We start from the raw sequence: 25,235 nt of genomic DNA, 5'->3' as shown, positions 1-25,235 counted from the left end.
AAAGACTATGTCACTGGCAAGTCAGTTGAACGACAAGCAACTTGAAGCAATGAAATACACTCAAGGACCCTTGTTAGTACTTGCAGGGGCAGGTTCAGGCAAAACATCGGTGATTACCCGTAAAATTGCCTATTTGGTGAAGCATTGTGGTATTCCTGCGCACCGTATCACCGCGATGACCTTTACCAACAAAGCTGCGCGTGAAATGAAAGAGCGTGTGACGAAGCTGATGAGCCGTGAAGAGGCAAAAGGGCTGTCGGTTTCTACATTCCATAACTTCGGGCTAAACATGCTCCGTTTGGAATTAAAAAATACACCGCTAAAAAATAACTTTTCAATTTTAGATGCAGATGACTGCAAACGCATTTTGATGGACTTAATGCATCGCGACAATTTATCCGGTGCAGAAAGTAAAGAGCTGATTGCCAAAGCCATGAAAATGATTTCAGATTGGAAAAACGATCTGATTCCACCTGAGCAAGCGCATACCACCTGTGAAACAGCAGAAGACGTTCAGTTTGCACATCTGTATCAACTGTATGAGCGTAATTTACGTGCCTACAATGCTGTGGATTTTGATGATTTGATTGTCATGCCGACGCGTTTATTACAAGAAAATGCAGAAGTGCGTGATCGTTGGCAGAATCGAATCCGCTATTTATTGGTCGACGAATATCAAGATACCAACACCGCGCAATATATTTTGGTGAAATTACTCGTGGGTGTCATGGGACAGTTCACCGCGGTAGGTGATGATGACCAATCGATTTATGCATGGCGTGGTGCTAAGCCTGAGAATATGGCTCTATTGAAGGAAGATTTCCGTAATCTGAAAGTGATTAAGCTTGAGCAAAACTATCGCTCGACCAGTCGTATTTTAAAAGCTGCCAATACAGTTATTGGCAATAACCCACATATTTTCGATAAAAAGCTTTGGTCAGATAAAGGCCATGGTGAAGTGATCCGCGTGATTACTTGTCGTAATGACGATGATGAATCAGAACGCGTCGTAAAAGACTTGATTACACACAAGCTGATGAACGGTAAAAATTGGAAAGACTACGCCATTTTATACCGAGGTAATTTCCAAGCGCGTGCTCTAGAGACACAGCTACGCCAAATGCAGATCCCGTATAAATTATCGGGTGGTCAGTCTTTCTTCGCTCGTGCTGAAATTAAGGACTTGATGAGCTACTTACGTTTGATCATCAACCCTGAAGATGACAGTGCATTTTTACGAATTATCAATACGCCAAAACGTGCGATTGGTCCTGTGACTTTGGAAAAGCTTGGCTTATTTGCGCAGGAAAGTAATTTATCCTTACTCAGTGCAGCAGGTGACCAGCGCTTAAGCATGGCGATTCCGAAAAAAGCCACAACCCAATTGGCCGAATTTGCGGACTTTATTTCGACCTTTACTCGTGAATTATTAGAAGATGATGAACCTGTTCCGATCATTCGTCGCATGATGATTGAAGCAGGTTATATCGACTATGTTAAAGAATCTGCAGCTACACCTGCGCAGGAAAAAACCAAACTGGATAATATTGAAGTGCTATATAGCAGTATTCAAAGTTTGATAAACCGCGCTGAAGATGTAGATGAAAAGAACATTGAAAGTGTGATTCGTAAAATGGTGCTGCTCGATATGTTAGAACAGCAACAAGAAGAAGAAGACACCGATAAAGTCAATTTGTTAACACTTCATGCGTCGAAAGGTCTGGAATTTCCATTCGTTTATTTGATTGGTCTGGAAGAAGAAATTCTACCGCATAAAAACTCTATTGCTGCCGACACGGTTGAGGAAGAACGTCGACTGATGTATGTGGGGATTACTCGTGCACGTCAAGGTTTAACCATGACTCTTGCAGAGCAGCGTAAAGCCGGTGGTCAAATGCGACAAATGACACCAAGCCGTTTCTTGGACGAACTGCCACAAGATGAATTGGAGTGGTTAGGGCGCAAGAAAAAGCTGGCAGGGGATATCGATCCTAAACAGCAAGCACAGCATTATTTAGAAAATTTACGCGCGCTGATTAAGCGTTAAAGCTTAAAGCGTAGAATATTTTATTTATTTTTTGAAATTCGTTTTATTGAAACAGGAATGGACCATGAAAGTTCAAGTTAAAGTTCTCGACACACGTTTAGGTACGGAATGGCCAATGCCAACTTATGCAACAGCAGGTTCAGCAGGTCTTGATCTCCGTGCATGTGTAGAAGAGACTACCGTGATTGAGCCGGGTCAAACTGTTCTGGTAAAAACAGGCCTATCGATTTATATCGAAGACACTAACTTTGCAGGTTTAATTTTGCCGCGTTCAGGCTTAGGTCATAAACACGGAATCGTGTTGGGTAACTTGGTCGGTTTGATTGATTCAGACTACCAAGGTGAATTGATGGTATCTGTTTGGAACCGTAGCCAAACGGCATTTAGCCTAGAGCCGGGTGAGCGTTTAGCACAATATGTTTTAGTGCCAGTTGTACAAGCTCAGTTTGATATTGTGGATGAGTTTGAAGCCACTGAACGAGGAGCAGGCGGTTTTGGTCATACAGGTAAAAACTAATCAGCGCAAGACTTTTGCTCCAGTGTGTTGACAAGTAAATGCCTAAAATCAAGTAGCTAATAAAAAACCATCCTCGTGATGGTTTTTATTTATATCATTTTATTTAAATTTTAATTTATTCAAATTCAACTCTATATTTAGAGTATTTTGGATCTTATTAGGATTTTTAATTCTGATGAGTTTACTTGGTTTATATTTTAGGGGTGAGGGTAAAGAATAATTAGAATTTTGTGTATTGGTTTAAATTTGATCGATTTACTATATTTATACACATTTAAATAAATAATCAAAAATATTTGAAAAGTAAAATATTTAAGACTAAATGATAAATTGATATTTTTATTAATTTAAGGTATTGATTTAATTTTAAAAATAAATTAGTGGATAAATGTGAGTGTAATTTTTAGATCAGTATTTAAATATTATTAATTGATTGTTAACTAAATTTGTTATAAAAAAAGCTACACTTTTTTTCAGGATTTTATCCTTTAATTAAAAGCTTAAATTCTCAATAGAATTTTAGATTTTTTAATTAATAAAGATGTAATTAGAAGAACATAGTATGGGTTCACTGTTTAGTCACTTTCCGCAACATATTTTTCGTGCATATGACATTCGCGGGAAAATATCGCTCTTAAATGCTGATTTAGTTCAGTCAATTGCTTGTGGCTTAGTCAAACAATATTTAGATGTAGGGCAAAAGAGACTTGCTATTGGCTATGATGCGCGTTTAACCAGTCCAACCTATGCAAAAATAATTCAAAAAGTCTGCCATGAGGCTGGCCTTGAAGCGGAAATTATTGGCTGCTGCTCAAGCCCGATGTTGTATTTTATTGCGGGACAATTTCAAGGCAATGGCATTATGGTGACGGCGAGCCATAATCCTAAATCAGATAATGGTATCAAGTGGATTATCAAAGGTGAGCCACCTTGTCCAGAGATGATTCAACACGTTGCAGTCGAAGCACGAAATTGTTTTTCATCGGAACGTGTGCATTTGATGACTGAACTTGAGCCACACGAAATCAAGCCTGAATATTGTTTGGCCTATCAGAAATTTATTTTAGATGACATTCATTTACAGCAACCGCTTAAAGTTGTGATCGATGGCATGCATGGTTCAGCTGGGCATTGTGCAGCCTTATTATTAAATAAATTAGGCTGTGAAGTTTTGGCATTACGTTGCCAAGCTGATGGACATTTCCCTGATCATGCTCCAGATCCATCACAGCTCAAACATTTAACCCATCTCCGCCAAGCCATACAGCTACAAAAAGCCGATATTGGCATTGCTTTAGATGGTGATGGTGATCGTTTAGTGCTGATTGATGAATCTGGCAAAGTGGTTTCTGCAGATCGATTATTGTGTTTATTTGCTGAAATTTGTTTGACTCAAAAACCACATGCAGAAGTGGTATTTGATGTGAAATGTTCAACAATGATTCGAGATACCGTGTGCGATTTAGATGCGCAGCCTGTCATGATTCGAACGGGCAGTAGTTTCTTGCGAAAATATATTTCCCAATCTAAAGGCAAAGCGGTTTTTGGTGGTGAATACGCAGGGCATTATGTTTTTAATGACGGTCGTGGTGGTGGCTATGACGACGGTCTATATGCTGCACTAAGAGTCTTAGAATATATTCAAACTCAGGGGCTGACATTGTCAGAAGCTTTGGCGAAATATCCGGAGCGCTTTAGTACCGAAGATTTATATGTCAGTACGCATCAGCATGATCCAGCGGAAGTTTTAAAGCAGGTTGAAGCTAATTCTGCGCGAATTCCGGCACAAATCAGTAAAATTGATGGAATACGCCTTGATTTTGATGATGGATTTGGCATCATTCGAGCATCGAATACAGGTGAGTATTTCACTTTACGCTTTGATGCCAACTCATCAGCACGCTTAAAAGAAATACGAGATCTGTTTGTTTTCATGTTAGTTGAGCACTATCCAGACATTGCTCATGACATTCCAGATGCTCAATAAGGAGAGGCAAATGCCACATCAACATACTGGCATCGACAAAGCACAAATCCTGACGGAAGCTTTGCCGTATATTCAACGTTTTGCGGGTAAGACGCTGGTAGTGAAGTATGGTGGTAATGCCATGACCGATCCTGAGCTTGAGAGTTCATTTGCACGTGATATCGTGCTGCTGAAAACGGTTGGTCTAAATCCGATTGTGGTACATGGCGGTGGTCCACAAGTGGATTCATTCCTCAAACAATTAGGCCGTGAGTCTGATCGTATCGACGGTATGCGCGTGACTGATCCTGCAACGATGGAAGTTGTCGAGATGGTCTTGGGCGGCAGCGTGAACAAATCGATTGTGAACTTAATCAATAAACACGGTGGCCGTGCAATTGGTTTAACGGGTAAAGATGGTAATTTGATCCGTGCGCAAAAATTATTGATGGAAAAAACTGCCGAAGATGGTTCAGTAAAACAGATTGATTTAGGTCTAGTTGGCGAAGTGGTTGGTGTGAAAACTGACGTACTTGAAATGTTTACCCAAAGCGATTTTATTCCTGTGATTGCACCATTAGGTGTAGACGAAGACGGCAATACCTATAACATCAATGCTGACTTGGTTGCAGGTAAAGTGGCGGAAGCATTGGGTGCGGAAAAGCTAATTTTATTGACCAATATCACGGGTGTTTTAGACGAAAATAAAAATCTGCTGACTGGGTTAACCACCCAAGAAGTTGATCGTTTGATTGAAACTGGCGTGATCTATGGCGGCATGATTCCGAAAGTTGGCTGTGCATTAGATGCAGTCAAAGGTGGCGTAATCAGCGCACATATTGTTGATGGGCGTGTACCTCATGCAACATTACTTGAAATCTTTACGGATCATGGTGTGGGTACATTAATCACCAATCGAACCAATGTGAAAAAAGCTTAAGATACTTAGCATTTTTTGATATAAAAAAGCCTCTTTTGAGGCTTTTTTATTATTTATCAGTTGGCTAAGTAAATTTTGAAAAGATCAAATAATGTATTTGCCCTGTTGGATTATAAAAACTCTTATAATGGCGCCTATTTTAGATTTACAACAACTAAAACTGTCATGCACAATAGAGAAATCATAGATTTACTGCTGAAATGATCAATATGTGCCAGCTGCTCGGAATGAATTGTGCGACTCCCACCGATATTACTTTTTCGTTTCGGGGATTTTCGCAGCGAGCAGGAATTACCTCAGATCATTGTGATGGATTTGGTATCGCTTTTTTTGAAGATAAAGCATGTCGTTTATTTGTCGACAATCAATCTGCTGTAGAGTCTCCGATTGCTGAGCTGATCCGAAACTACCCGATTAAATCTCGCAATGTGATTGCACACATTCGTAAAGCGACACAAGGCAAAATTAATCTTGAAAACTCACATCCATTTAGTCGTGAATTGTGGGGCAGACAGTGGATTTTTGCACATAATGGCGACCTACATGGCTTTCAGCCTGAGCTCACAGGGCGCTTCAGCCCTGTTGGCAATACCGACAGTGAATTAGCCTTTTGCTATTTGCTTGAGCAAATGGTGAAACGTTTTGGTTATACTGAACCTACACTTGATCAGGTGTTTGACCTGTTATTAGAAATCTCTCCGAAAATTGCGGAACATGGCACCTTTAATTTTTGTTTGTCGAATGGGCAGGCGCTCTTTAGTTATGCGATTACCAAGCTGCATTGGTTGGTTCGAGAGTTTCCATTTCAGCCTGCACAGTTGATTGATATTGATGTTGAAGTCGATTTTAGTGAAGTCACTACGCCTGAAGACCGTGTTGCCGTGATTACCACTGAACCCTTAACACAAAATGAAGTTTGGACAGCATTTGAGCCGGGTGAAATGATTTTATTTCAACATGGTCGTCCAATACGTGCCACAAAGACGGTTGTTGAACGTTTAGAACGTGAGCGGCTGGACCCATCTTTAAAACGCGTCACGCGTGCAGATCAGTATTAATTTTGAATGAAAGATATTCATTATAAAAATGAATATCTTACACTTTATTGAATTAAGGGTATTTTCTAAGATATTGAATTGATTAAAAAATATCTTAGCTTTATGCTCGGGATTAAATAAATTAACATAATAAAAACAATTGATTACATTATAAATGGCAGTATTTTAATTAAAACCAACCTTTTTACTTCATTTTTATTTAAGTCCTTTAATTATATGATGAAATTTACGTGATAAGTCCTTCATATTTATAGGTGGTCGTAATGAAAATGAAATGGGTTCCAGAATACAATACTGGTATCGATGTGATTGACGATCAACACAAACGGATTCTTGACTACATCAATGAAATTGATGGCATTGACGCAAATACAGATCGTGATCGTGTAAAACAAATTCTGGAAAACATTATTGATTACACGCAATCACATTTTACCTTCGAAGAATCTTTACAAGAAGAAGCGGGTTATAAATATCGTGTGCCACATAAACGCGTACATGATTTATTTATTAAAAAAATTGAATCTTACCGCGACCGTTTTGAAATGGGTCATGCGATTGAAAATGAATTACATGAAGTGCTTTCAAAATGGCTGATTAACCATATCCAGCACGATGATGCTGATTATGTCGGTGCGGTTAAAGAAAATATGATGGGTATCATCAAAGAAAAAGAAAAGAAAAAAGGCAAAAATTGGTTTGCACGTTTCTTTTCATAACCTCAAAAAATGAAATAAAAACAATTAAATTCTAATAATATCATTTGCGCAGCAAATCACCTTTAAGGTGATTTGCTTTTTGTTTTTGATTTTCAAGGCACAGCAAGGCAAAATAGCGCTAGAATTTTCAAAGGAATTTGTCATGCAGGACAATGCGATGTCGAAATGGTTATCGCCACTGATGGCGTTCTGTTTATCTTTTATCATTATTGCAACTTTAGCACCGGTAACAGGTATTCAAATTGAACGTCAGCTAGATTTCTGGCTGTTGTGGCTAGGTACAATGCTTATTTTAGCTTTACCGCTATGTTATTTGGAAATTGCTTTAGCAAAACGTTCAAAAATTACAGCAGTTCAAGCACTGTCTTCGCTAACACGTGATGCGGATGCTTCACCCAAATGGCGTATAGTCGGTTGGCTTGCCGTAGTATTTATTCCATTTTTAGCAGGTGCCATGCTTTCAGCCGCGTCGCAATATGTGGCAATTTTTACAGCTAATGGCTTTGCCTATAGCATTATTTTGGCTGTCCTTGCGGTCATTGCATTTGCATTGTCGTTTGTACCACGCCAATTTTTAGTGATTTTGACCGCTATTGGTGTGATTGCTGCAGTAGTCTTAGCGAATGTTATGGGAACTGCCTTACCAGAGTGGAAAATGACTGCGCTCGAATTTAGTGAGTGGGGCAATGCAACCGTCTTGGCGCTCGTAGCAAGTGGTTTGGGGATGGGCTTGTACTGGCAGTCAAGTTTGCCAGCTGTGAAGCAACAAGAGATTGCAAGCAAAACGGTATTTCCAATTTGGATCGCTCAACTTTTGGCAGTGGTTGCTTTTGCCTTTTTCGCAGCAAAAGCACAAGTACCTGCTTTAGCACTGGTTGTGGGTTTAGTCGCAGCCTCAGCATTGCTGATTCAGATGGCACGTGAACAATTACAACAACGCCAATTGGCCGTAGTGGTGCAATGGGCGATTTTATTGGTTGCGGTTTTTGTATGGGCACTGAGCACAGTTGTTCCAGTATTTAATATTGCCTTGTTGATTTGGGGCTTAATTATTTGTCTGATTTATGCGATTTTCGCAGGTTGGATTATGAAGATTAGTCATCTACGTAAGTCAATGAACTTCAGTCATGAAACCTTTTATAATATTTGGCGTATTGCCGTACGTATCGTCGTGCCCTTGTCAATAATATTGGCATTGGTGGCTGTGATTGGGCAGTTATTCTAATGACCGCTCAGTTACAAGTATGGGTCGCTTATGCGAGCGTGGAACAGCAGATATTAATTCCGCTGAGCTTTAATCCCGGTATGACGGTTGAAGATGCTATTGTGCAAAGTGGCATTCGAAAACAAGTGGATTTACCCGAAGAATTAACACTAGGAATCTTCGGGGCGCGTGTAAGCGATTCATCTCAGTTACTTGAAGCAGGTGATCGTGTCGAAATCTATCGTGCATTAACCATTAATCCGAAAGATATTCGTCGTAATCGCGCCAAGAAAAATCCCGTTGGCCGTTATTGTCGAGGCAATCGTTTCAAACAATTGTACTTATAAAAAAAACCCCTAAATTTAGGGGTTTATTTTTATCTTAAAGCGACTATAGTGGTGGCGCAGTTAAAATCGCTTCTTTAGAACCTGGTAAGCCTGGTTGTGACTCTGGAATGGTTTCTAAGCCTTCAATTTTTTGAACGATACCGTTTTGGTCAAAGAAGATTTTTAAGTGTTGACCATGTGCAGCAGGAATCTTGGCTTTTTTAGCATATGTTCCTGGGGTATACTTATAAATGTAGTCCCAACGTAACGGATTCATTGGATCGGCAACAGTTGGACTACCTAGCAAAAAGCGAACTTGTTGGTGGCTCATTCCCACTTGAATTTTAGCCGCTTGTGCTTGAGTTAAAGGTGTACCTTGTGGAATATCAACTTTATAAACGCCCAAGGTTGAACAGCCTACGAGCAATGAAGTGACGAATAACGTCAGCATGATTTTTTGCATTTTGCTAAACTATCCCAAATTAATTATGATGCATTTGATCCAAGGATAGATCATACTGCATCTACACTTTGTTGCATATTCCAACTTTAATTTTGTTGAGAGACCTTTTTTCATGCCTATTTCAAATCAAGATTTACGTAAAGCTGGACTTAAAGTTACACTTCCACGAATTAAAATATTGGAATTGCTTGAAAATTCAAGACAACATCACTTAAGCGCAGAAGATATTTATAAGACTTTACTTGAACAGGGTGAAGATGTGGGTTTAGCAACTGTGTATCGCGTGTTAACACAGTTTGAAGCTGCAGGTATTATTCAACGCCATCATTTTGAAAACAATCATTCTGTTTTTGAGATTATGCAAGAAGATCACCATGACCATATTGTGTGTCAAAACTGCAATAAAGTGGTGGAATTTACAAATGATGTAATTGAGCATGAGCAACATCAAGTGGCAGAAAAATTTGGTTTCCAACTTACAGGTCACTCATTAAATCTTTATGGCTATTGTGATGCGCCTGAATGCCAAGAAGCATATCGTAAAAAATAATCGGATGCGGATGAGAATGAATAAAAAACAGACTTCATATGAAGTCTGTTTTTTATTTCCGAAAGCATCATGCAGAATTAATGTTGACCATCAAAGGTAATATTTGAATTTGCACGCAGTAAATGCTCACCGCCTTCTTCAGACAATTTAATCTGTAGACGCAGGTCATTCGGTGAATCGGCATGTTTGAGCGCATCTTTGTAGCTAATTTGCTTGGCTTTATAAAGGTCATATAAGGCTTGGTCAAAGGTTTGCATACCCAGTTCACGAGAACGCTTCATCAGGTCTTTAATTTCATGCACTTCACCCTTACGGATTAAGTCTGAAATTAAAGGTGAGTTGATCAAAATCTCAATGGCAGCACGACGTGAATTACCATCAATGGTTGGAATCAACTGCTGCGCAACCATTGCTTTTAAGTTCAAAGATAAGTCCATGAATAGCTGACTATGACGATCCGCTTCAAAGAAGTGAATGATACGGTCGATGGCCTGGTTGGCGTTGTTGGCATGCAGTGTTGCAAAAACCAAGTGACCGGTTTCAGCAAAGGCAATCGCATAGTCCATGGTTTCACGTGAACGAATCTCACCAATCAGAATCACGTCAGGTGCCTGACGTAGCGTATTCTTTAAGGCAACTTCGAAAGAGTCGGTATCAATACCCACTTCACGTTGGGTAATGATACAGCCTCGGTGTTGGTGCACAAATTCAATCGGGTCTTCAATCGTAATGATATGACCTTTGCTATTTTCATTACGATAGCCAATTAAAGATGCCAAAGAGGTTGATTTACCTGTACCCGTTGCACCTACGAAAATGATAATTCCACGCTTGGTCATCGCTAATTCTTTTAAAATCGGCGGTAATTTCAACTCATCCATCGTTGGAATAGCGGTTTCGATACGACGCAGAACCATACCTGGCTGGTCACGTTGTTGAAAGGCGCTGACACGAAAACGAGCAGATTTGCTGGTATTACTAATGGCAAAGTTACATTCACGCGTATCGGCAAACTCCTTACGCTGTTTTTCAGACATTATCGAATATAAAATTTGACCGACAGTCGGACCCGGTAACTTAGTCGAGCCAATTGGCAAAATTTGCCCATTGATTTTAATCGAAGGTTCAACATCGGCTGTAATGAACAAATCCGATGCTTTTTTCTCCACCATATAATCAAGTAAGCCGTTAAAATCCATAACGATCGCCCCAAAAAAATAAAAAATTACAAGAAAGATTCGGGTTGTTTCGCTGCAGTCCGTGCAGTCTGCGTACTAATAATGCCTTTTGCGACAAGGTTTTTTAAGCTTTGATCGAGTGTGGTCATACCGTAGTTGGCACCCGTTTGAATCGCTGAATACATTTGCGCAACTTTGTTTTCACGAATCAAGTTACGGATCGCAGGAATACCAATCATAATTTCATGGGCAGCCACACGACCACCGCCATTTTTCTTGAGTAGGGTTTGTGAAATTACGGCTTGAAGTGATTCGGATAACATGGCACGAACCATATCTTTTTCTTCAGCAGGGAATACGTCAATCACACGGTCAATGGTTTTTGCGGCAGAGGTTGTATGTAGTGTACCGAAGACCAAGTGACCGGTTTCAGCAGCTGTCAGCGCCAAACGAATGGTTTCAAGGTCACGCATCTCACCGACTAAGATAATATCCGGGTCTTCACGCAGTGCGGAACGAAGTGCTTCGTTAAAGCCGTGCGTATCACGGTGTACTTCACGTTGGTTGACCAAGCATTTTTTTGATTCGTGTACAAATTCGATCGGGTCTTCGACCGTTAAAATATGGTCATAACGGTTGTCGTTAATGTAATCAACCATCGCAGCAAGCGTGGTTGATTTACCCGAACCTGTTGGACCGGTCACCAATACGATGCCACGTGGATAATCACAAATATCTTTGAAGATTTGGCCCATGCCAAGATCTTCAATGGTTAGTACTTTTGAAGGAATGGTACGGAATACGGCACCAGCACCACGGTTTTGGTTAAATGCGTTCACACGGAAACGAGCCACGCCAGGTACTTCAAATGAAAAGTCAGTTTCTAATTTTTCTTCGTAATCACGACGCTGTTTATCGTTCATGATGTCGTAAACCAATTTGTGCACTTCTTTATGTTCAAGAGCAGGAAGGTTGATACGACGAACTTCACCATCCACACGAATCATTGGTGGCATACCAGAAGATAAATGTAAATCCGAAGCGTTATTTTTGGCAGCAAAGGCCAATAGTTCTGTAATGTCCATAAAATCCCCGAGATAAAAATTAAATCTTAATTATTTTGATAGAATAATAAGGCTTTCCCACAGCTTAACCAACACTTAGTTGCAGGGCAATGCAAAAAAAGATGAATGAAATGAGAACCCCGTCAATGAATAAACTTCAAGAAGCACGAAATCAAGTCTTGCAGCAAATTGAGCAGGCTTGCCAACTTGCGGGTCGACCACAGCAGTCGGTTGAATTGTTGGCTGTATCTAAGACGCATCCTACTGAAATGCTAAGAGAAATGTATACAACGGGGCAACGCTCATTTGGTGAAAATTATCTGCAAGAAGCGCTTGAAAAAATTGAGGCTTTGGCAGATTTAGAGATTGAATGGCATTTCATTGGTCATGTACAGCGCAATAAAACTAAACATTTGGCTTCAAACTTTGCTTGGGTGCATGGGGTAGACCGTTTGATTATTGCGGAGCGTTTATCAAGCCAGCGAGAAGCGACTCAAGCGCCTTTGAATATTTGCCTACAAGTCAATATTGACGCGCAAGATACGAAGGATGGCTGTCAGCCGAATGAAGTAGCAGATTTGGTCGCACAGATTTCTACGCTACCGAATTTACGCTTACGTGGATTAATGGTAATTCCTGCTCCAAACAATCCACAAGCTTTTGTTGATGCCAAAGTGCTCTTTGAGCATGTCAAAGCACAGCATACGAAACCTGAGGATTGGGATACCTTAAGCATGGGGATGTCAGGTGATATGACAGATGCGATTGCTGCGGGTTCAACGATGGTTCGCGTGGGGACAGCATTGTTTGGCGCACGTGATTATTCAAAATAGGACAGAAGATTCAGCCTGCTTTCAAAAACTAGGCTTATAAAGTGTAAGCACAGCAGATAAATTTTCACAATAGATGAAACCTATGGGTTCAAAGTGAGCCTTTTAATTTGAACTTTCCATTAAAGTTGAGTACAAAATAATCAGGATGTTTTTGATATTGAAGTAATTCACACTTGGACAAATAGGGAAGTTCATGACGGCATATTATCAGTTGATTCAACGCGACGTAGATGCGCAAGGCTGTGTCACGGCACATTACCATTCGACCAATTTAGCACAAGGTGCATGGAATGCATATGAGCAACACATGGCACCAGCTACAGGCATTATTTGTGCTGAATTAGACCGTTTTTCACCACGTCATGATATGCGTATCGGGCGCATTAGCCTCGATATTTTGGGCTTAATTCCTGCTGGCGAGTTTGAAATAATCACGCAAGTGATTCGTCCGGGAAAAACCATTGAACTGATTGAATCTGAAATGCGGGCTCAGGGCAAAACCTGCATTGTGGCACGCACTTGGCGCATGATGACGCAAAATAGCCAGTCCGTGAAAGGTTTGGAGGATGCTGATGTGACTGGGCCAGAAACTGCGCCGATTTGGGACGGTATCCGTCAGTGGCCGGGGGGATATATTCAGTCGATTGAAGCAAGAAGCCATGGGCGCCGTGCAGGTCAAGGCATTGTGTGGCTGAGAACACAGCATGACATGGTTGAAGGTGAGCCGACTGCTGATTTTGTCCGTTTAATGGGCATGGTTGATACCGCCAATGGTATTGTTCCGCGTCAGGATTGGCCATTTGGCTGGGGCTTTCCAAATCTGGATCTACAAATCCATTTGCACCGTTTACCACAGGGACAGTGGTTAGGTCTGGAAACCGTGCAGCAGTATGGAGCGGATGGTGTTGGTTTGAGTAGTTCTGTATTGCATGATGTCCATGGCCCATTTGGGCGTAGTGAACAGATTTTAACGCTACGTCCACTCGGGACGTAATGATCTAGAGAATCAAAAATTATAAAGCCTGCTTTAAGCAGGCTTTTTTTAAGATACGATTTGGATGGTGCTTGCACCTGCTCCGACAGGATTGACTTGAATTTGCACAGGGATTCGTTCGTGCATTTCTTGAATGTGAGAAATTAGCACGACTTTACGCCCTTGGTTTTGTAGCTGATCCAGAGCATTCATCACCGTGTGCAGACTTGAAGCGTCTAGCGTACCAAATCCTTCGTCAATAAATAGGCTTTCAATTTTTGTTGTACCTGATGCCATGCTCGCAATGGCTAAGGATAAAGCGAGCGCGGTTAAGAAAGACTCACCGCCTGAAAGCGAAGAGACCGAGCGGGTTTCACCATCCATATCATGATCGACAATGGCTAGGCTTAATGAGTTTTCAAGGCGCTTTAAGGTATAGCGCTGTGAAAGCATCGCCAATTGCTGATTGGCATATTCAATTAAAATATCGAGGTTATATTGCTGTGCCAAATCACGGAATTTCTTGCCCGTTGCATCGCCCATTAAGCTCGAAATCTTATTCCAACGATGTTCCTCAGATTGGATCTGTTGAATCTGATCGGTAAATTGCTGCTGTTTTGCTACATTGCGTTGATGTACTTCGAGTTTGAGTTTCACTTCATCACGCTGTTCCATCACTTGGGTTATTTGTTCAACCAAACTTTGTAATTGTGAGAGTAGTGCTTCAAATTCGATTTCAGGCTGCAGCATTAAGTGCTGCTGTAGTTGCTCATCCAATGTTTTCTTAGCAGACTGAGCATCGCTATATGCACGTTCAGCCGAGCTAATTTGCTGTTTCAGTTGCAGCTCTTGCTCATGTGTAATTTCACTGAGCTGCTGTAACAAGGCGTCATTAAAATCAATATGCAGCGCTAACCACTGTTGAATACTCAACGCGGCTGCATTTTGTTGAGTTTGCAACTGTAGTTGCTGTGCCTGATATTTTTGCAGTGTTGCTTGTGCCGTATCAAAGGCTTGGCGTCGCTGCTCAAATTGTTGACGTACCGTATTAAACTGAGTCTGCAGCTGTTGTCGGTTTTGCTCAAACTGTAATAACCATTCATGCGGTTTTTCAACAGTTACTTGAGTCATGGTAAAAATAGCTTGGATTGCAAGATCGCTATTTTGTTTACCTTCTTCTAACAGTGTCGAAATGCGTTTTTCAGTTGCAGCAATATTCTCTAGACTGAATTTACTGCGCTGTTTTGCCTGTTCCAGCTGCTGTGTTATTTGATTCAGCTGAGCATTTAGTTCATTACGTTGTTTTAAGATGTTAAGACGGTGCTGTAATTGAATATAAATTTCTTCAGCAGCGGTGCGGGTTGACTGCTGCCATGCGTATTTTTCAGTGTCATCCAATAAAGACAAAATAGGTTGAATATTTTGTTCCGCATGCTGTATTTCTGTCAGCTGCTTTGTCGTGTGCTGAATGTATTGAGTCAAAGTATGGCTGTTTTGCTGCGCCTGTTCATGGGTTTTTAAATCAGCTTCTGTTTGCTGCAAAGATTGCTGTGTTTGTGCAATATGATGCGTTATAGCCGTTTCAAGTAAGCTCAAATCTGAGTGCAAATCGTATGGAATATTCAGTGCATTAAGTGATTGCTCAAGCTGGGTTTGGGCATTGCTCTGTTGCGTGCTGATTGCGGTGAGTTGCTGTGCATTGGCTTCAAAGGCAGTGGACTGCTGTGTGCATTTTTTTTGCAGTTGCTGCCACAGATCAAACGTTATTTTTTCCTGCGCTAGTGCTTGCTGTTCCTGCTGTACTTGCAGTTTCAATAGTTCATGGGAAAGCACATCTTGGTTATATGTATAAGGGTGCTCGGTGCTGCCGCAGACCAAACATGCTTCACCTGCAACCAGATTTGCTCTGAGCTGTTCAATATTTTCTGCATGCAGTAATCGCTGCTGCTGCAGTACAGTTTGCAAATTCTCTCGAGCTGCTTTTTGTGCATGAAATTCAGTTTCAGCCATGCTGCATTGCTGCTGATTCTGTGTGAGATCACTTTGCAGTTGGTGCTGGTCTTGCAATTTTTGCTGATGTTCAACATGAATGGCGTGGTAATGCTGCCAATGACTCTTGGTGATATCTAATTGATTGATGCGATTTAATAAGTCTTCACGCGCTGTACGCAAACCCGTAATTTTCGAGTTAAGTGCTTGGTCTTGCCCAAATTGCTGAATGAGCTGGTCAAGTTGCTGTTGTTTTTGTGCCACTTGTTGCGTGGCTTGAGCGACATCACCATATTGCTGCTCAAATTGCACATAACTTTGAATAAAACGCTGTAAAGGGCTGAGATGTGCAGACAGTGCTTCATCCAAAATTTGAAAATGTGCTGTTTGCGAGAGTAGGGTATTTTGCTGCGCTATATTTTGTTCTAACTGCTGCTGTACTTGTAACAATTGCTGTTCGGCTTGAAGCAGCGGGGCATGCTGATCTTGCAGTTTTTTGAGTTCATCTTTTACAGCAATTAGCTGATCGCCTAGCACTCGGCGGTCGGCAATTCGCGCACGTACTAAATCAATTTGATCTTGATGATCAACTTCAAATTGGTGCTGCTGTTTTTGCTGTAGATCAAGTTGTTTAAATTGAGTTTTTTCATGATTAAACTTAATTTCAATTGCGCTGAACTGCTGCTGTGCTTGAGCCAATTGAGGCTGCAGCGTTGCTATTTCAGTACTTAAATTCTTGCGTTGAATGATGCTTGGACGGATTGAGGCGAATTTTTCCAGTTGCTGCAATTGCTGCTTCTGCGGCTGCAGTGCATCGAGTTGCTGCTGTTGAACAGCCAAATATTGCTCACGTTGCTGAATATCCGCAATCAGTTTATCTTTGTGTTGAAACCATTGCTGCTGTTTGAGCAATTGCTGCTTTTCACTTTCGAATTTTTGGTAAGACTCTGTATGACTTTGAAAATTCGCCGTGTATAAGGCAAGATCTTCATCCGATAAAATTTCAATATCACCGAGTCGAACTTCCAAAGCCTTACGCTGATTGGCAATTTGCTTGGTTTTTTCAAAGGCCAATTGACCAATTTTCCCGAAAATACTGGAATTGGTTAGATACTCCAATAGCTCGCCACGTTCATTATCACGCGCTTTTAAAAAAGCGGTCACTTCTGACTGAGCCAGTAAAACGGCACGGGTGAACTGTTCAAAACTGAGTTGAGTAATGCGTAAAATTTGGCTCTCAACCGCTTTGGTTTTATCCGCAACAACAGTGCCATCTGTTAAGCATTTCAGTGAGCGCTGTACGCTTTGCAATTTACCGTTTGGGTTTTCACGGGCACGTTTAATTTCCCAACGTGCAGAATAGACTTTTTGGTCTTGAGCAATAAAACTGAGCTCGGCAAAGCCTTGGCCTGTACCACGGCGCAAGACTGTTTGCGGTGAGTTGGTCGGCAGCTCTGAACCATCTGCATCGATGAGTTTGCCATCGCTGTCTTTTAAGCGCGGCACACGGTTAAACAGCGCCAAACACATGGCATCTAAAATAGTCGATTTACCAGCACCTGTTTTACCAATAATTGCCACTAAGCCTGCACTTGCTAAGGGTTCAGATTCAAAATCAATAAAATGCTCACCCGCTAAAGATGCCAAGTTTTTAATGCGTATAGATAAAATTTTCATGGCAATTCCTTAAGTGTTCGCATCATCTTCAAGTGATTTTTGTGCTTCATCGACCAAACTTAAAAAATCTTTCATTACGGTGTCATCAGCACCGTAGCCCTGTTTTTCCCAAAGGTTTTGGAATAATTTTTCAGGCGTAGGCGGATCAAGGTTGATTGCGGCTTGCTGCGGATTATTTTGATCTGAATTTAAATAACGGCGGCTGATGCGCACCAAACGATAACGGTTTGGCGCTAGCGCTTCTTCAAATTGCTGTCGTAAATTCGGTGCAGGCGGAGTGTCGGTATGATATTCAATTTCGACATATTCACGCTGATCAATATCTTCAATTTCACCGCTCGGCAAAGCGGATAATTGTGCCAAAACTTCTGGAATTGTGCCTTTGATGCGATGCAATTGCACGCTGCGCGGAATCGCTAAGGACTCTATTTGAAAGCGTGATTCATCGCTTTGAGTCGGGTCAATACTGATATCAAGCACTTGATGCTTATAATTGATTTCACTAAATGACAGGGGAATCGGTGAGCCGCTATAACGGATATGAGTTTGTCCAACTTTTTGCGGTTTATGCAAATGCCCAAGAGCCACGTAGTCAATTACATCATCAAACAGGGCGGTTGAAATTGCTTCTTCATTGCCCATAATAATCGGGCGCTCTGAGTCTGACGTTTCACCGCCTTGCATGTGGGCATGGGACATTAAAATTAAGGCTTGATCTGGAGTTTTACGTGCATTGGCTTCAGCAATTAATTGTTGATGTACATAGGCAATGGCATTTTGACTATTGGTGGTTTGATCATTGAAACCGGTGATCTCGGCAGCACGTAGAAAAGGTAAAGTCAGGCACCATGCCACTACATTTTTGTGTTCATCATAAATAGGTACCAGCAGTCGGTCTAAATCGAGCTGACCTTCGGTATTTTTATGGACCACGCCTACAGCTTTGGCATGGTATTTTTCTAATAAAGGCTCAACTTGTTCAATACGGTAGCCTGAGTCATGGTTGCCTGCGATCATCAGGGTTTGCATGTGCGGAGCCCGCTCATGTGCATCTGCTAGAAACTGATACAACTGTTTTTGCGCTCTGGAAGCGGGGTTGATCACATCAAAAACATCGCCTGCAATGAGCAGGGCATGTGGCTGTTTTTGTGCTATTTGTTCAAGCAGCCAATTGAGAAACTGTTCATGTTCGTAGTCACGTGAGTGGTTATAGAAAAATTGTCCTAAATGCCAATCAGAAGTATGAAAAAAACGAACAGTCATGCAAGTCCCAAAAATCAAAAAAATTGATTGGGCTCTAAAGTATCACAGATGGTCACGTTTTCGAGGGCGATTAATCATTCATACGTCAAACTAAGTCGTTCTCGACAAGTAGAAGCTCCCCAATCAAAAACCAAGTGTTTACTGTGCATTTGGATCGACTTGCACAAGGCCAAAGGTATTGTGGTCTGGGTCTAAGAAATAGCCTTGCCAACATTGACCGGGGATCGCAAATTTTTCCATGGCAATTTGACCACCTTGCGCCAAAATTTTCTTAGTGATTAGGTTGAAATCTTCAACTTCAAAACTACAGGTAAATGCATTGGTGCCGCAGTGCGTCGGTGGCGTCTGAGCAGGGCGTTCTAACAAGCCACCATGAATACCTTGAGTTTCAATACGGAAGTACTGAATTGGTAGCCCTTCAACTGGGTAAATGTCCAACCGAAAACTGCAGAATAAAAGGCCACTTCACGCTTTGGATCGGAACTTTGAATTTCAAAATAGTAGAGCTGGTTCATTGTAATTATATTTTCTTTGATGGATTACACATTTCAAATAGTAGAGATCTGAAATTAGGTTAAAAAATACCAAGAACTAGGAATATAAAATGTTGTTCTAATCCTGTATATAGGTGAATTATTGTACAGCAGGTGTATTACCTGCATTTGGGGTAGCAGGAGATGCAACATGCCAAATAATCCTTTTGACGAAGAAAAACTTGCAAATAGTATGGTGTATAAGACTTTATTAGAGTCTACATTAGCCATTCCTTGGTGTATTGATTGGGACAGTAAAACATTTAGTTATATTGGACCGCAAATTGAAAAGTTACTCGGTTGGAAACAAAGTAGTTGGAAAACGGTAGATGATTGGGCATCACGTATGCACGAGGAAGACCGTAATTATGTACTGAATTATTGTGTTTCACAGTCGATGGCTGGTATAGATCATGAAGCAGATTATCGTGCACTTAAAGAAGATGGTTCATATCTTTGGATACGTGATGTTGTTCATGTCGTGCGTAAACCAAATGGTGATGTAGATTGTCTTGTCGGCTTTATGTTTGATATTTCCGAGCGGAAAAAACAAGAGGAACAACTACAAAAATTGCAACGTCAGCTCGAAGAATATTCATATAAAGATGGCTTAACTGGTATTGCAAATCGACGTTTGTTTGATGACTTTTACCAGCGTGAATGGTTAAACGCAATCCGCACGCAAAAGCCGCTGAGTCTAATTTTGATCGATTTAGATTATTTTAAACAATACAATGACTTGAATGGTCATGTGATTGGGGATACATGTCTGCGTCAAATTGCTAAAAGTTTGGAATCTTGTTGTACACGACCTCGTGATTTAGTTGCGCGTTTTGGTGGCGAGGAATTTGCTTGGATTTTACCAGAGACCAATGAAGCCGCAGCAGCAGTGATGGCTGATAGAATTATGGATGCCGTGCGTGCTGCACGATTACCGCATAAAGCCTCAGCAGTGTCGGAACTCGTCACACTCAGCATGGGGGTAAAAACCATTATTCCTTCAGATCTGGATAATCCAATGCAATTTCTGGATCAAGTTGATAAAAACCTTTATGTAGCCAAAAGACAGGGGCGTAATCGCTACTGTGCTGCATAACATAGATTTGCAGTTGTGACTTATTTTAAAGTTGCATAAAATTTTCAGTCAGTCGATATTTTATCGGCTGATTTTTTTTGGGTGTAGAATATAAAAATTAAATGCTGAATAGATAAGGCACAAAATAAAAGACCGACGATTCGAGTGATGATGAAATCGTCGGTCAAAAAATCGATTTTAAATTTAAGTGATGGCTGCTGTTCATACTTAAATTCAAAATGAAACTTATTGCTTTTAAAAAGGTCGCCGAAACATTGTGGATGCCGTCCAAATCATCGGTTGCTACAGACCTTGTACCCTATATAACGTAGCCGATTACAGATTGGTTGACATGAAAATGAAAAAAAATGCATTTTTTTTTATACTAGGTGTCAACTTCTTCTTGGGTTAGGGTCATGGTGTCTTTAACACGTTATTTTTTCTTGTTTTTTTTCATTTGTTTAATCATGACCTGTATTTGCGGTGTGATCGCAGCATTATTGCCACAGGGTGTAGGTGGTATTTTAACAGTCGTACCCTACCTGATTGCCATGATCGTGGTGTTATTTCGGTTTTTAAATAAAAATCAGAGAGCACCGACACAGGCGGAGCGTAAAAAATTTACCTTAGGTTTTAGCCTGATTTTTTGGTTATATAATTTAGCTTTTGTACTTTTGGGTATCGCAATTTTTTCAAGAAAAGATCCTGAAATTTGGCAAAATTTAATGCTCTATATTCAACATCCTCAGTTTATGAGTTTAATGGTGATCATGTTGTTACTGATGGCTATCCCTTTGTATTTAATCACCTATTGGTTTTATGGTCCGCAAGCACAGCGGATGGCTGCTCAAAAGTTTGGTGCATAAAGCTTGATCGTTTGGTGATCTTGTTCTATAGATAATAGTATTATTTCATATAGATAAGAACAAATTATGCATCAGCCCACAGTACTGATGACGGGTGGCAGCGGTTTTATTGGCACACATCTCATCAAGGCACTTTTAGCTGCGGATTATAAAGTGATTGGGCTCAGTCGTAAGGCTGAGCGCATTTCTAAATCACCACATTTAACTTGGGTACAGCAGCTCGATCAAATTCCTCATGACAGAATTGATTATGTGATTAATCTTGCAGGTGAAAGTATCGGCAAAGGTCGTTGGACAGAGACGCGTAAACAGCAATTATTAGAAAGTCGGGTCAAAACCACAGAAGCGCTGTATCAATATTTACGTAAACGTAAAATTTTTCCGAAATGCATTATTTCAGGTTCGGCTGTTGGCTATTATGGTATTGATATTGAAGAACAATGGACAAAAGTGTGCGATGAAAATACTGCACCACAAGCCATTTTTATGTCAGAGCTATGCCAAAGTTGGGAGCAAGTCACACGCCAATTTCCTGAACAAAATACCATTATCACACGACTAGGTGTGGTCTTGGCTGAAGGTGGCGGGATCTTACCGCAAATGTTGCGACCGATTCAGTTCAATTTGGTCAATAAAATAGGTTCTGGTCGGCAGCCTTTTGTGTGGATACACATACAAGATGTGATCCGAAGTATGCTGTTTTTAATGAAACAAGCTGAGAAAAAACATGCGTTGCTTGAACCCACGCCAATCGATCCGCATATTTTTAATTTAGTTGCGCCTGAAAAATCGACGCAGGCTCAGTTTGCGCAGATTGCAGCACGTCAATTAGCGAAAAAGCCATGGCTCAATGTGCCTGCAATTGTTTTTAAAATTTTATTGGGTGAGCAATCGCAATTAATTTTAAATGGTCAATTGGTTCAGCCAGCCGCATTATTACAGCAAGGCTTTGAGTTTAAATTTCCGACGTTAAAAGAAGCCTTGCAGGATTTATTGGCTTAGTTGAATTTGACGGATTGACCATTATTCGACGCTTAACAATGCATCTTGAAACAGGCGAGTCGGACTATAGTGGTCTGCATTGAATGAAGGTGTTTCCCCAGTCATCAGTTCAGCCAATAACTGAGCTGAAGCAGGTCCCATGCATAAACCATTTCTAAAATGCCCAAAGTTTGCCCATAGATTGTCGAAATTTGGCATCTGCCCAATATACGGAATCCCTTCAGGGGAAGATGGGCGCAGGCCAGCCCAAGATTTCACAATTGGAAAGTTGGCAAGCTCTGGCACCATGTCAAAGCACGATTCTTGAATATGCTGTAAGGTTGCATCTGTGGTCTGAATATCAAAGCCACATTGGCGCATACTTGAGCCACAAACCACATGACCGTCTTGGCGTGGAATCAAGTACATAACTTTATTCATGCACATGGTCGGCAACCAGTTCTGCGGAGTTTTAAAGAGAAGCATTTGTCCCTGCACGGGTTGTACGGGTATCTCAATGTCTAGTTGTTCACTCCATGCGGCTGACCAAGCGCCCGTGGCAATAACGAATTGATCTGCTGTATGTTGCGTACCATCTGCGGTGGTGATGGACTGGATACGATTGTCCGAACGGTTTAATTGGCGGATCGCGCAATGTTCATAAATCTGAACTTTAGGATGCTGCTGTAAATAAGCTGTTAATGACTGCAAAAGTCGCGGATTACGGATGTTGGCTAATTGTGAAAAATAAATGCCATGTGCAAAGCGTGCTGAAATGTGAGGATTAATCTGCTCAATTTGCTTGGATTGTAAATATTCCGCCTGTTGCATGGGATCTTGGTGCAAACAGGCATAATCTAAGCCGATTTCAAAATCATCTTCATCAAAAATCAGCATGCCAGTTTCATGAATTTCAAAATCAATCCCAGTGATCGGTTTTAATTTTTCATTCCATTTTTGGTAGCTCTGCTTGCCATAACGTGCGAGCGCATTGACTTCATTGGGATATCGCCAAGGATACATCGGGGAGAGGATGCCACCGCCAGCCCATGATGCGGCGGAACCTGTGCGTTGTTGGTCGAAAATCGTCACCGTACAACCACGTTCAACCAATTCCAATGCGGTGAGTAAACCACTAACACCCGCCCCAATAATGGCAATATTCATGTTCTTTTAACCGATGAATGTATGAGTTTGATCTTAACTTCAGCAAGGCCGAAGTTTTTCTTCCAAGACTGTTTTTTAAATTTTACAGATATAAAAAAGCCTTCCTGAACGTTACCATTTCAGGAAGGCTTTGCAGGTTATTTCATGTCTTTCAACATGAGTGCTGCATCTTCAGCAAAGTAAGTCCAGATCCCATCTGCACCTGCACGGCGGCAGCTCATAAGCGATTCGATAATCACGCTATCAGACAGCCAACCATTTTGAATGGCACCTGCCAACATGGCATATTCGCCACTTACTTGATAGACAAATGTTGGAACACCGAAATTATCTTTGACTTCACGGACGATATCTAAATACGGCATACCCGGTTTTACAATCACCATGTCGGCGCCTTCTTGGATATCCAGTGCGATTTCATGTAAAGCTTCTGCACGGTTACCGATGTCCATTTGATAGTTATATTTATTGCCACCTTTGAGGTTGCTTGAAGAACCTACCGCATCACGGAATGGCCCGTAAAAGCTAGACGCATATTTTGCAGAATAAGCCATGATGTTGGTATAGATATGGCCATTGGCTTCAAGGGCTTGGCGAATCGCACCGATACGACCATCCATCATGTCACTTGGTGCAACCACATCTGCACCCGCTTCGGCATGGCTGAGTGCTTGTTTAATTAAGCATTCAACGGTTTCATCATTCAGTACATAGCCGGTATCATCAATGATACCGTCTTGACCATGTGTGGTGTATGGGTCGAGCGCACCATCAGTGATGAGAACCATTTCTGGTAGTTCTTTTTTTAATAAGCGGATGGTGCTTTGGACTAAGCCATCTTCATGCCAAGCTGCTTCAGCCGTTAAACTTTTATCTTCCTGTGGTGTAACTGGGAACAAAGCTAATTTTGAAACACCCAATTCGAGTAAACGTTCTGCCTTTTTTAGTAACAAGTCAGCAGATAGACGCTGTACGTTTGGCATGCTTGGAATATCTTGAGTTTGTTGCTGGCCTGGCAACACAAATACTGGATAAATGAGATGATCAGTCGTCAGTTGAGTTTCACGCACCATAGCGCGAAGCTGGTCATTTTTACGAATGCGACGCATGCGGGTAGCAGGAAAAGCTGGACGATTGAACGTATAGGTCATAACAATCTCATTGATCAGTATTAAACTTTGACTATTGTAGACGCATAATGAGGGTTTGGCGCACCCCGTATTATTTTTTTATTCAATGACAGCGATTCGAGTAGGCTATGACAGATGTAAATAAGAGTTGGACCGGTAATATTGACCTAAACTCGAAGAATGAAATCGATACTTTATTAAATAACATTGCTCAAGCATTTAACAGCTCCCCATTTTTTGTACACAATGCCATGAAAATGACGGTGATTGATGGTCAGATCGAAGCACGTGTCGACATGGCCAGTAATCTAATTGGAAATGTCGCATTCCAAATTTTACATGGTGGCGTCGCGGCAACCCTACTCGACAGTATCGGTGGTATCTCTGCGATGGCAGAATTGTATAAAAAGGCCACAGCTGAAGATCTAGTAGAAACGAGTAAAAAGGTATCTCGCTTAGCGACCGTCGATATGCGTGTGGATTATTTGGCGCCAGGACGTGGACAGTATTTCGTTGCACGAGCTGAAACCTTACGTTTAGGCCGTAAGGGTTGCACTATGCGTATGACCATGGTCAATGATGAAGGTAAAGCGATTGCAACGGCGATTGCATCGTATGCTTATTAAGCCATTTTTAAGTTAACACATTCAAAATGATGAAAAAATAAAGTCCAGTATTGGCAGCAGGGCATGATTTTATCCTGTTGCCAACGAAAA

The 25,235-nt window shown here is 41.2% G+C and carries 22 protein-coding genes and 1 pseudogene; 15 read left to right on the top strand and 8 right to left on the bottom strand.

What is annotated here, in order from left to right; genetic code table 11:
• The first annotated feature begins 7 nt into the window (after positions 1-7).
• From FTU29_RS07810 to FTU29_RS07775, 8 genes are all read left to right on the top strand, one after another.
• Positions 8-2,047, top strand: a complete 2,040-nt coding sequence (locus tag FTU29_RS07810; protein ID WP_078193107.1) for a UvrD-helicase domain-containing protein — start codon at positions 8-10, stop codon at positions 2,045-2,047.
• 64 nt (positions 2,048-2,111) lie between these two features.
• Positions 2,112-2,564, top strand: coding sequence for a dUTP diphosphatase (gene dut / locus FTU29_RS07805; protein ID WP_111885270.1), 453 nt, complete (start codon positions 2,112-2,114; stop codon positions 2,562-2,564).
• Positions 2,565-3,126: 562 nt separating this feature from the next.
• A complete protein-coding gene (locus FTU29_RS07800; protein WP_180121223.1) occupies positions 3,127-4,551 on the top strand; it encodes a phosphomannomutase/phosphoglucomutase in 1,425 nt (474 codons plus the stop codon).
• A 10-nt stretch (positions 4,552-4,561) separates the two neighbouring features.
• Complete coding sequence (argB, locus tag FTU29_RS07795) at positions 4,562-5,470, top strand: acetylglutamate kinase (protein WP_078190033.1); 909 nt, start codon at positions 4,562-4,564, stop codon at positions 5,468-5,470.
• A 209-nt stretch (positions 5,471-5,679) separates the two neighbouring features.
• Positions 5,680-6,528 (top strand): class II glutamine amidotransferase, encoded by an 849-nt coding sequence (locus FTU29_RS07790; protein WP_180121331.1) that lies wholly within the window; start codon positions 5,680-5,682, stop codon positions 6,526-6,528.
• 263 nt (positions 6,529-6,791) lie between these two features.
• A complete protein-coding gene (locus FTU29_RS07785; RefSeq protein ID WP_078190032.1) occupies positions 6,792-7,247 on the top strand; it encodes a bacteriohemerythrin in 456 nt (151 codons plus the stop codon).
• A 142-nt stretch (positions 7,248-7,389) separates the two neighbouring features.
• Positions 7,390-8,472 (top strand): hypothetical protein, encoded by a 1,083-nt coding sequence (locus FTU29_RS07780; protein WP_078193104.1) that lies wholly within the window; start codon positions 7,390-7,392, stop codon positions 8,470-8,472.
• Positions 8,472-8,798 carry an RnfH family protein gene (locus tag FTU29_RS07775; protein ID WP_111885267.1) on the top strand — a complete coding sequence of 109 codons (327 nt, stop codon included), beginning with the start codon at positions 8,472-8,474 and terminating at the stop codon, positions 8,796-8,798. The genes FTU29_RS07780 and FTU29_RS07775 overlap by 1 nt, the downstream gene beginning before the upstream one ends.
• 43 nt (positions 8,799-8,841) lie before the next feature.
• Here FTU29_RS07775 and FTU29_RS07770 read toward each other — a convergent pair whose 3' ends face one another.
• Positions 8,842-9,240 carry an outer membrane protein assembly factor BamE gene (locus tag FTU29_RS07770; protein ID WP_078193102.1) on the bottom strand — a complete coding sequence of 133 codons (399 nt, stop codon included), beginning with the start codon at positions 9,238-9,240 and terminating at the stop codon, positions 8,842-8,844.
• A gap of 112 nt (positions 9,241-9,352) precedes the next feature.
• On the opposite strand from FTU29_RS07770, the gene fur reads away from it, so the two are divergent.
• Complete coding sequence (fur, locus tag FTU29_RS07765) at positions 9,353-9,790, top strand: ferric iron uptake transcriptional regulator (RefSeq protein ID WP_078193101.1); 438 nt, start codon at positions 9,353-9,355, stop codon at positions 9,788-9,790.
• Between the two features lie 77 nt (positions 9,791-9,867).
• Here the strand turns inward: fur and FTU29_RS07760 are convergent, their stop codons facing one another.
• Both FTU29_RS07760 and FTU29_RS07755 read right to left on the bottom strand, forming a co-directional pair.
• Positions 9,868-10,989: a PilT/PilU family type 4a pilus ATPase gene (locus FTU29_RS07760; RefSeq protein ID WP_180121221.1), complete on the bottom strand. Its 1,122-nt coding sequence runs from the start codon at positions 10,987-10,989 to the stop codon at positions 9,868-9,870.
• Between the two features lie 26 nt (positions 10,990-11,015).
• On the bottom strand, positions 11,016-12,053 hold the full coding sequence (locus tag FTU29_RS07755) for a type IV pilus twitching motility protein PilT (protein ID WP_180121219.1): 1,038 nt from the start codon (positions 12,051-12,053) through the stop codon (positions 11,016-11,018).
• Positions 12,054-12,178: 125 nt separating this feature from the next.
• Between FTU29_RS07755 and FTU29_RS07750 the strand changes: the two genes are divergently transcribed.
• Together FTU29_RS07750 and FTU29_RS07745 are read left to right on the top strand one after the other, a co-directional pair.
• Positions 12,179-12,865 (top strand): YggS family pyridoxal phosphate-dependent enzyme, encoded by a 687-nt coding sequence (locus FTU29_RS07750; protein ID WP_180121217.1) that lies wholly within the window; start codon positions 12,179-12,181, stop codon positions 12,863-12,865.
• A 193-nt stretch (positions 12,866-13,058) separates the two neighbouring features.
• A complete protein-coding gene (locus tag FTU29_RS07745; protein ID WP_180121216.1) occupies positions 13,059-13,859 on the top strand; it encodes a thioesterase family protein in 801 nt (266 codons plus the stop codon).
• Positions 13,860-13,907: 48 nt separating this feature from the next.
• Here FTU29_RS07745 and FTU29_RS07740 read toward each other — a convergent pair whose 3' ends face one another.
• The 3 genes and pseudogenes from FTU29_RS07740 to FTU29_RS07730 all read right to left on the bottom strand — a co-directional run bounded on the left by FTU29_RS07740 (position 13,908) and on the right by FTU29_RS07730 (position 19,282).
• Entirely contained in the window at positions 13,908-17,504 is a 3,597-nt protein-coding gene (locus FTU29_RS07740) for an AAA family ATPase (RefSeq protein WP_180121214.1), read from the bottom strand.
• 9 nt (positions 17,505-17,513) lie between these two features.
• Positions 17,514-18,767, bottom strand: a complete 1,254-nt coding sequence (locus tag FTU29_RS07735; protein WP_078193096.1) for an exonuclease SbcCD subunit D — start codon at positions 18,765-18,767, stop codon at positions 17,514-17,516.
• 138 nt (positions 18,768-18,905) lie between these two features.
• Positions 18,906-19,282, bottom strand: a pseudogene (locus FTU29_RS07730) (VOC family protein).
• Positions 19,283-19,451: 169 nt separating this feature from the next.
• Between FTU29_RS07730 and FTU29_RS07725 the strand changes: the two are divergent.
• The 3 genes from FTU29_RS07725 to FTU29_RS07715 all read left to right on the top strand — a co-directional run bounded on the left by FTU29_RS07725 (position 19,452) and on the right by FTU29_RS07715 (position 22,243).
• Complete coding sequence (locus tag FTU29_RS07725) at positions 19,452-20,396, top strand: GGDEF domain-containing protein (RefSeq protein ID WP_078193095.1); 945 nt, start codon at positions 19,452-19,454, stop codon at positions 20,394-20,396.
• A 395-nt stretch (positions 20,397-20,791) separates the two neighbouring features.
• Positions 20,792-21,241, top strand: a complete 450-nt coding sequence (locus tag FTU29_RS07720) for an ABZJ_00895 family protein (protein WP_180121212.1) — start codon at positions 20,792-20,794, stop codon at positions 21,239-21,241.
• Between the two features lie 66 nt (positions 21,242-21,307).
• Positions 21,308-22,243, top strand: a complete 936-nt coding sequence (locus FTU29_RS07715) for a TIGR01777 family oxidoreductase (protein WP_180121211.1) — start codon at positions 21,308-21,310, stop codon at positions 22,241-22,243.
• A gap of 21 nt (positions 22,244-22,264) precedes the next feature.
• Here FTU29_RS07715 and thiO read toward each other — a convergent pair whose 3' ends face one another.
• On the bottom strand, positions 22,265-23,389 hold the full coding sequence (gene thiO / locus FTU29_RS07710) for a glycine oxidase ThiO (protein WP_180121209.1): 1,125 nt from the start codon (positions 23,387-23,389) through the stop codon (positions 22,265-22,267).
• 137 nt (positions 23,390-23,526) lie between these two features.
• Positions 23,527-24,540, bottom strand: coding sequence for a porphobilinogen synthase (gene hemB, locus FTU29_RS07705; RefSeq protein WP_078193091.1), 1,014 nt, complete (start codon positions 24,538-24,540; stop codon positions 23,527-23,529).
• A gap of 107 nt (positions 24,541-24,647) precedes the next feature.
• Here hemB and FTU29_RS07700 point away from each other — a divergent pair, with 107 nt between their 5' ends.
• The gene (locus FTU29_RS07700) at positions 24,648-25,145 is read left to right on the top strand and encodes a thioesterase family protein (RefSeq protein WP_111885257.1); all 498 of its coding nucleotides are present in this window, start codon (positions 24,648-24,650) and stop codon (positions 25,143-25,145) included.
• The last annotated feature ends 90 nt before the right edge of the window (positions 25,146-25,235 follow it).

It is taken from the genome of Acinetobacter sp. YH12086 (assembly GCF_013419345.1).
GTDB lineage: Bacteria > Pseudomonadota > Gammaproteobacteria > Pseudomonadales > Moraxellaceae > Acinetobacter > Acinetobacter amyesii.
The sequence above is the reverse complement of the archived record's forward strand: the minus strand, read 5'-3'. Positions and strand labels throughout refer to the sequence as shown.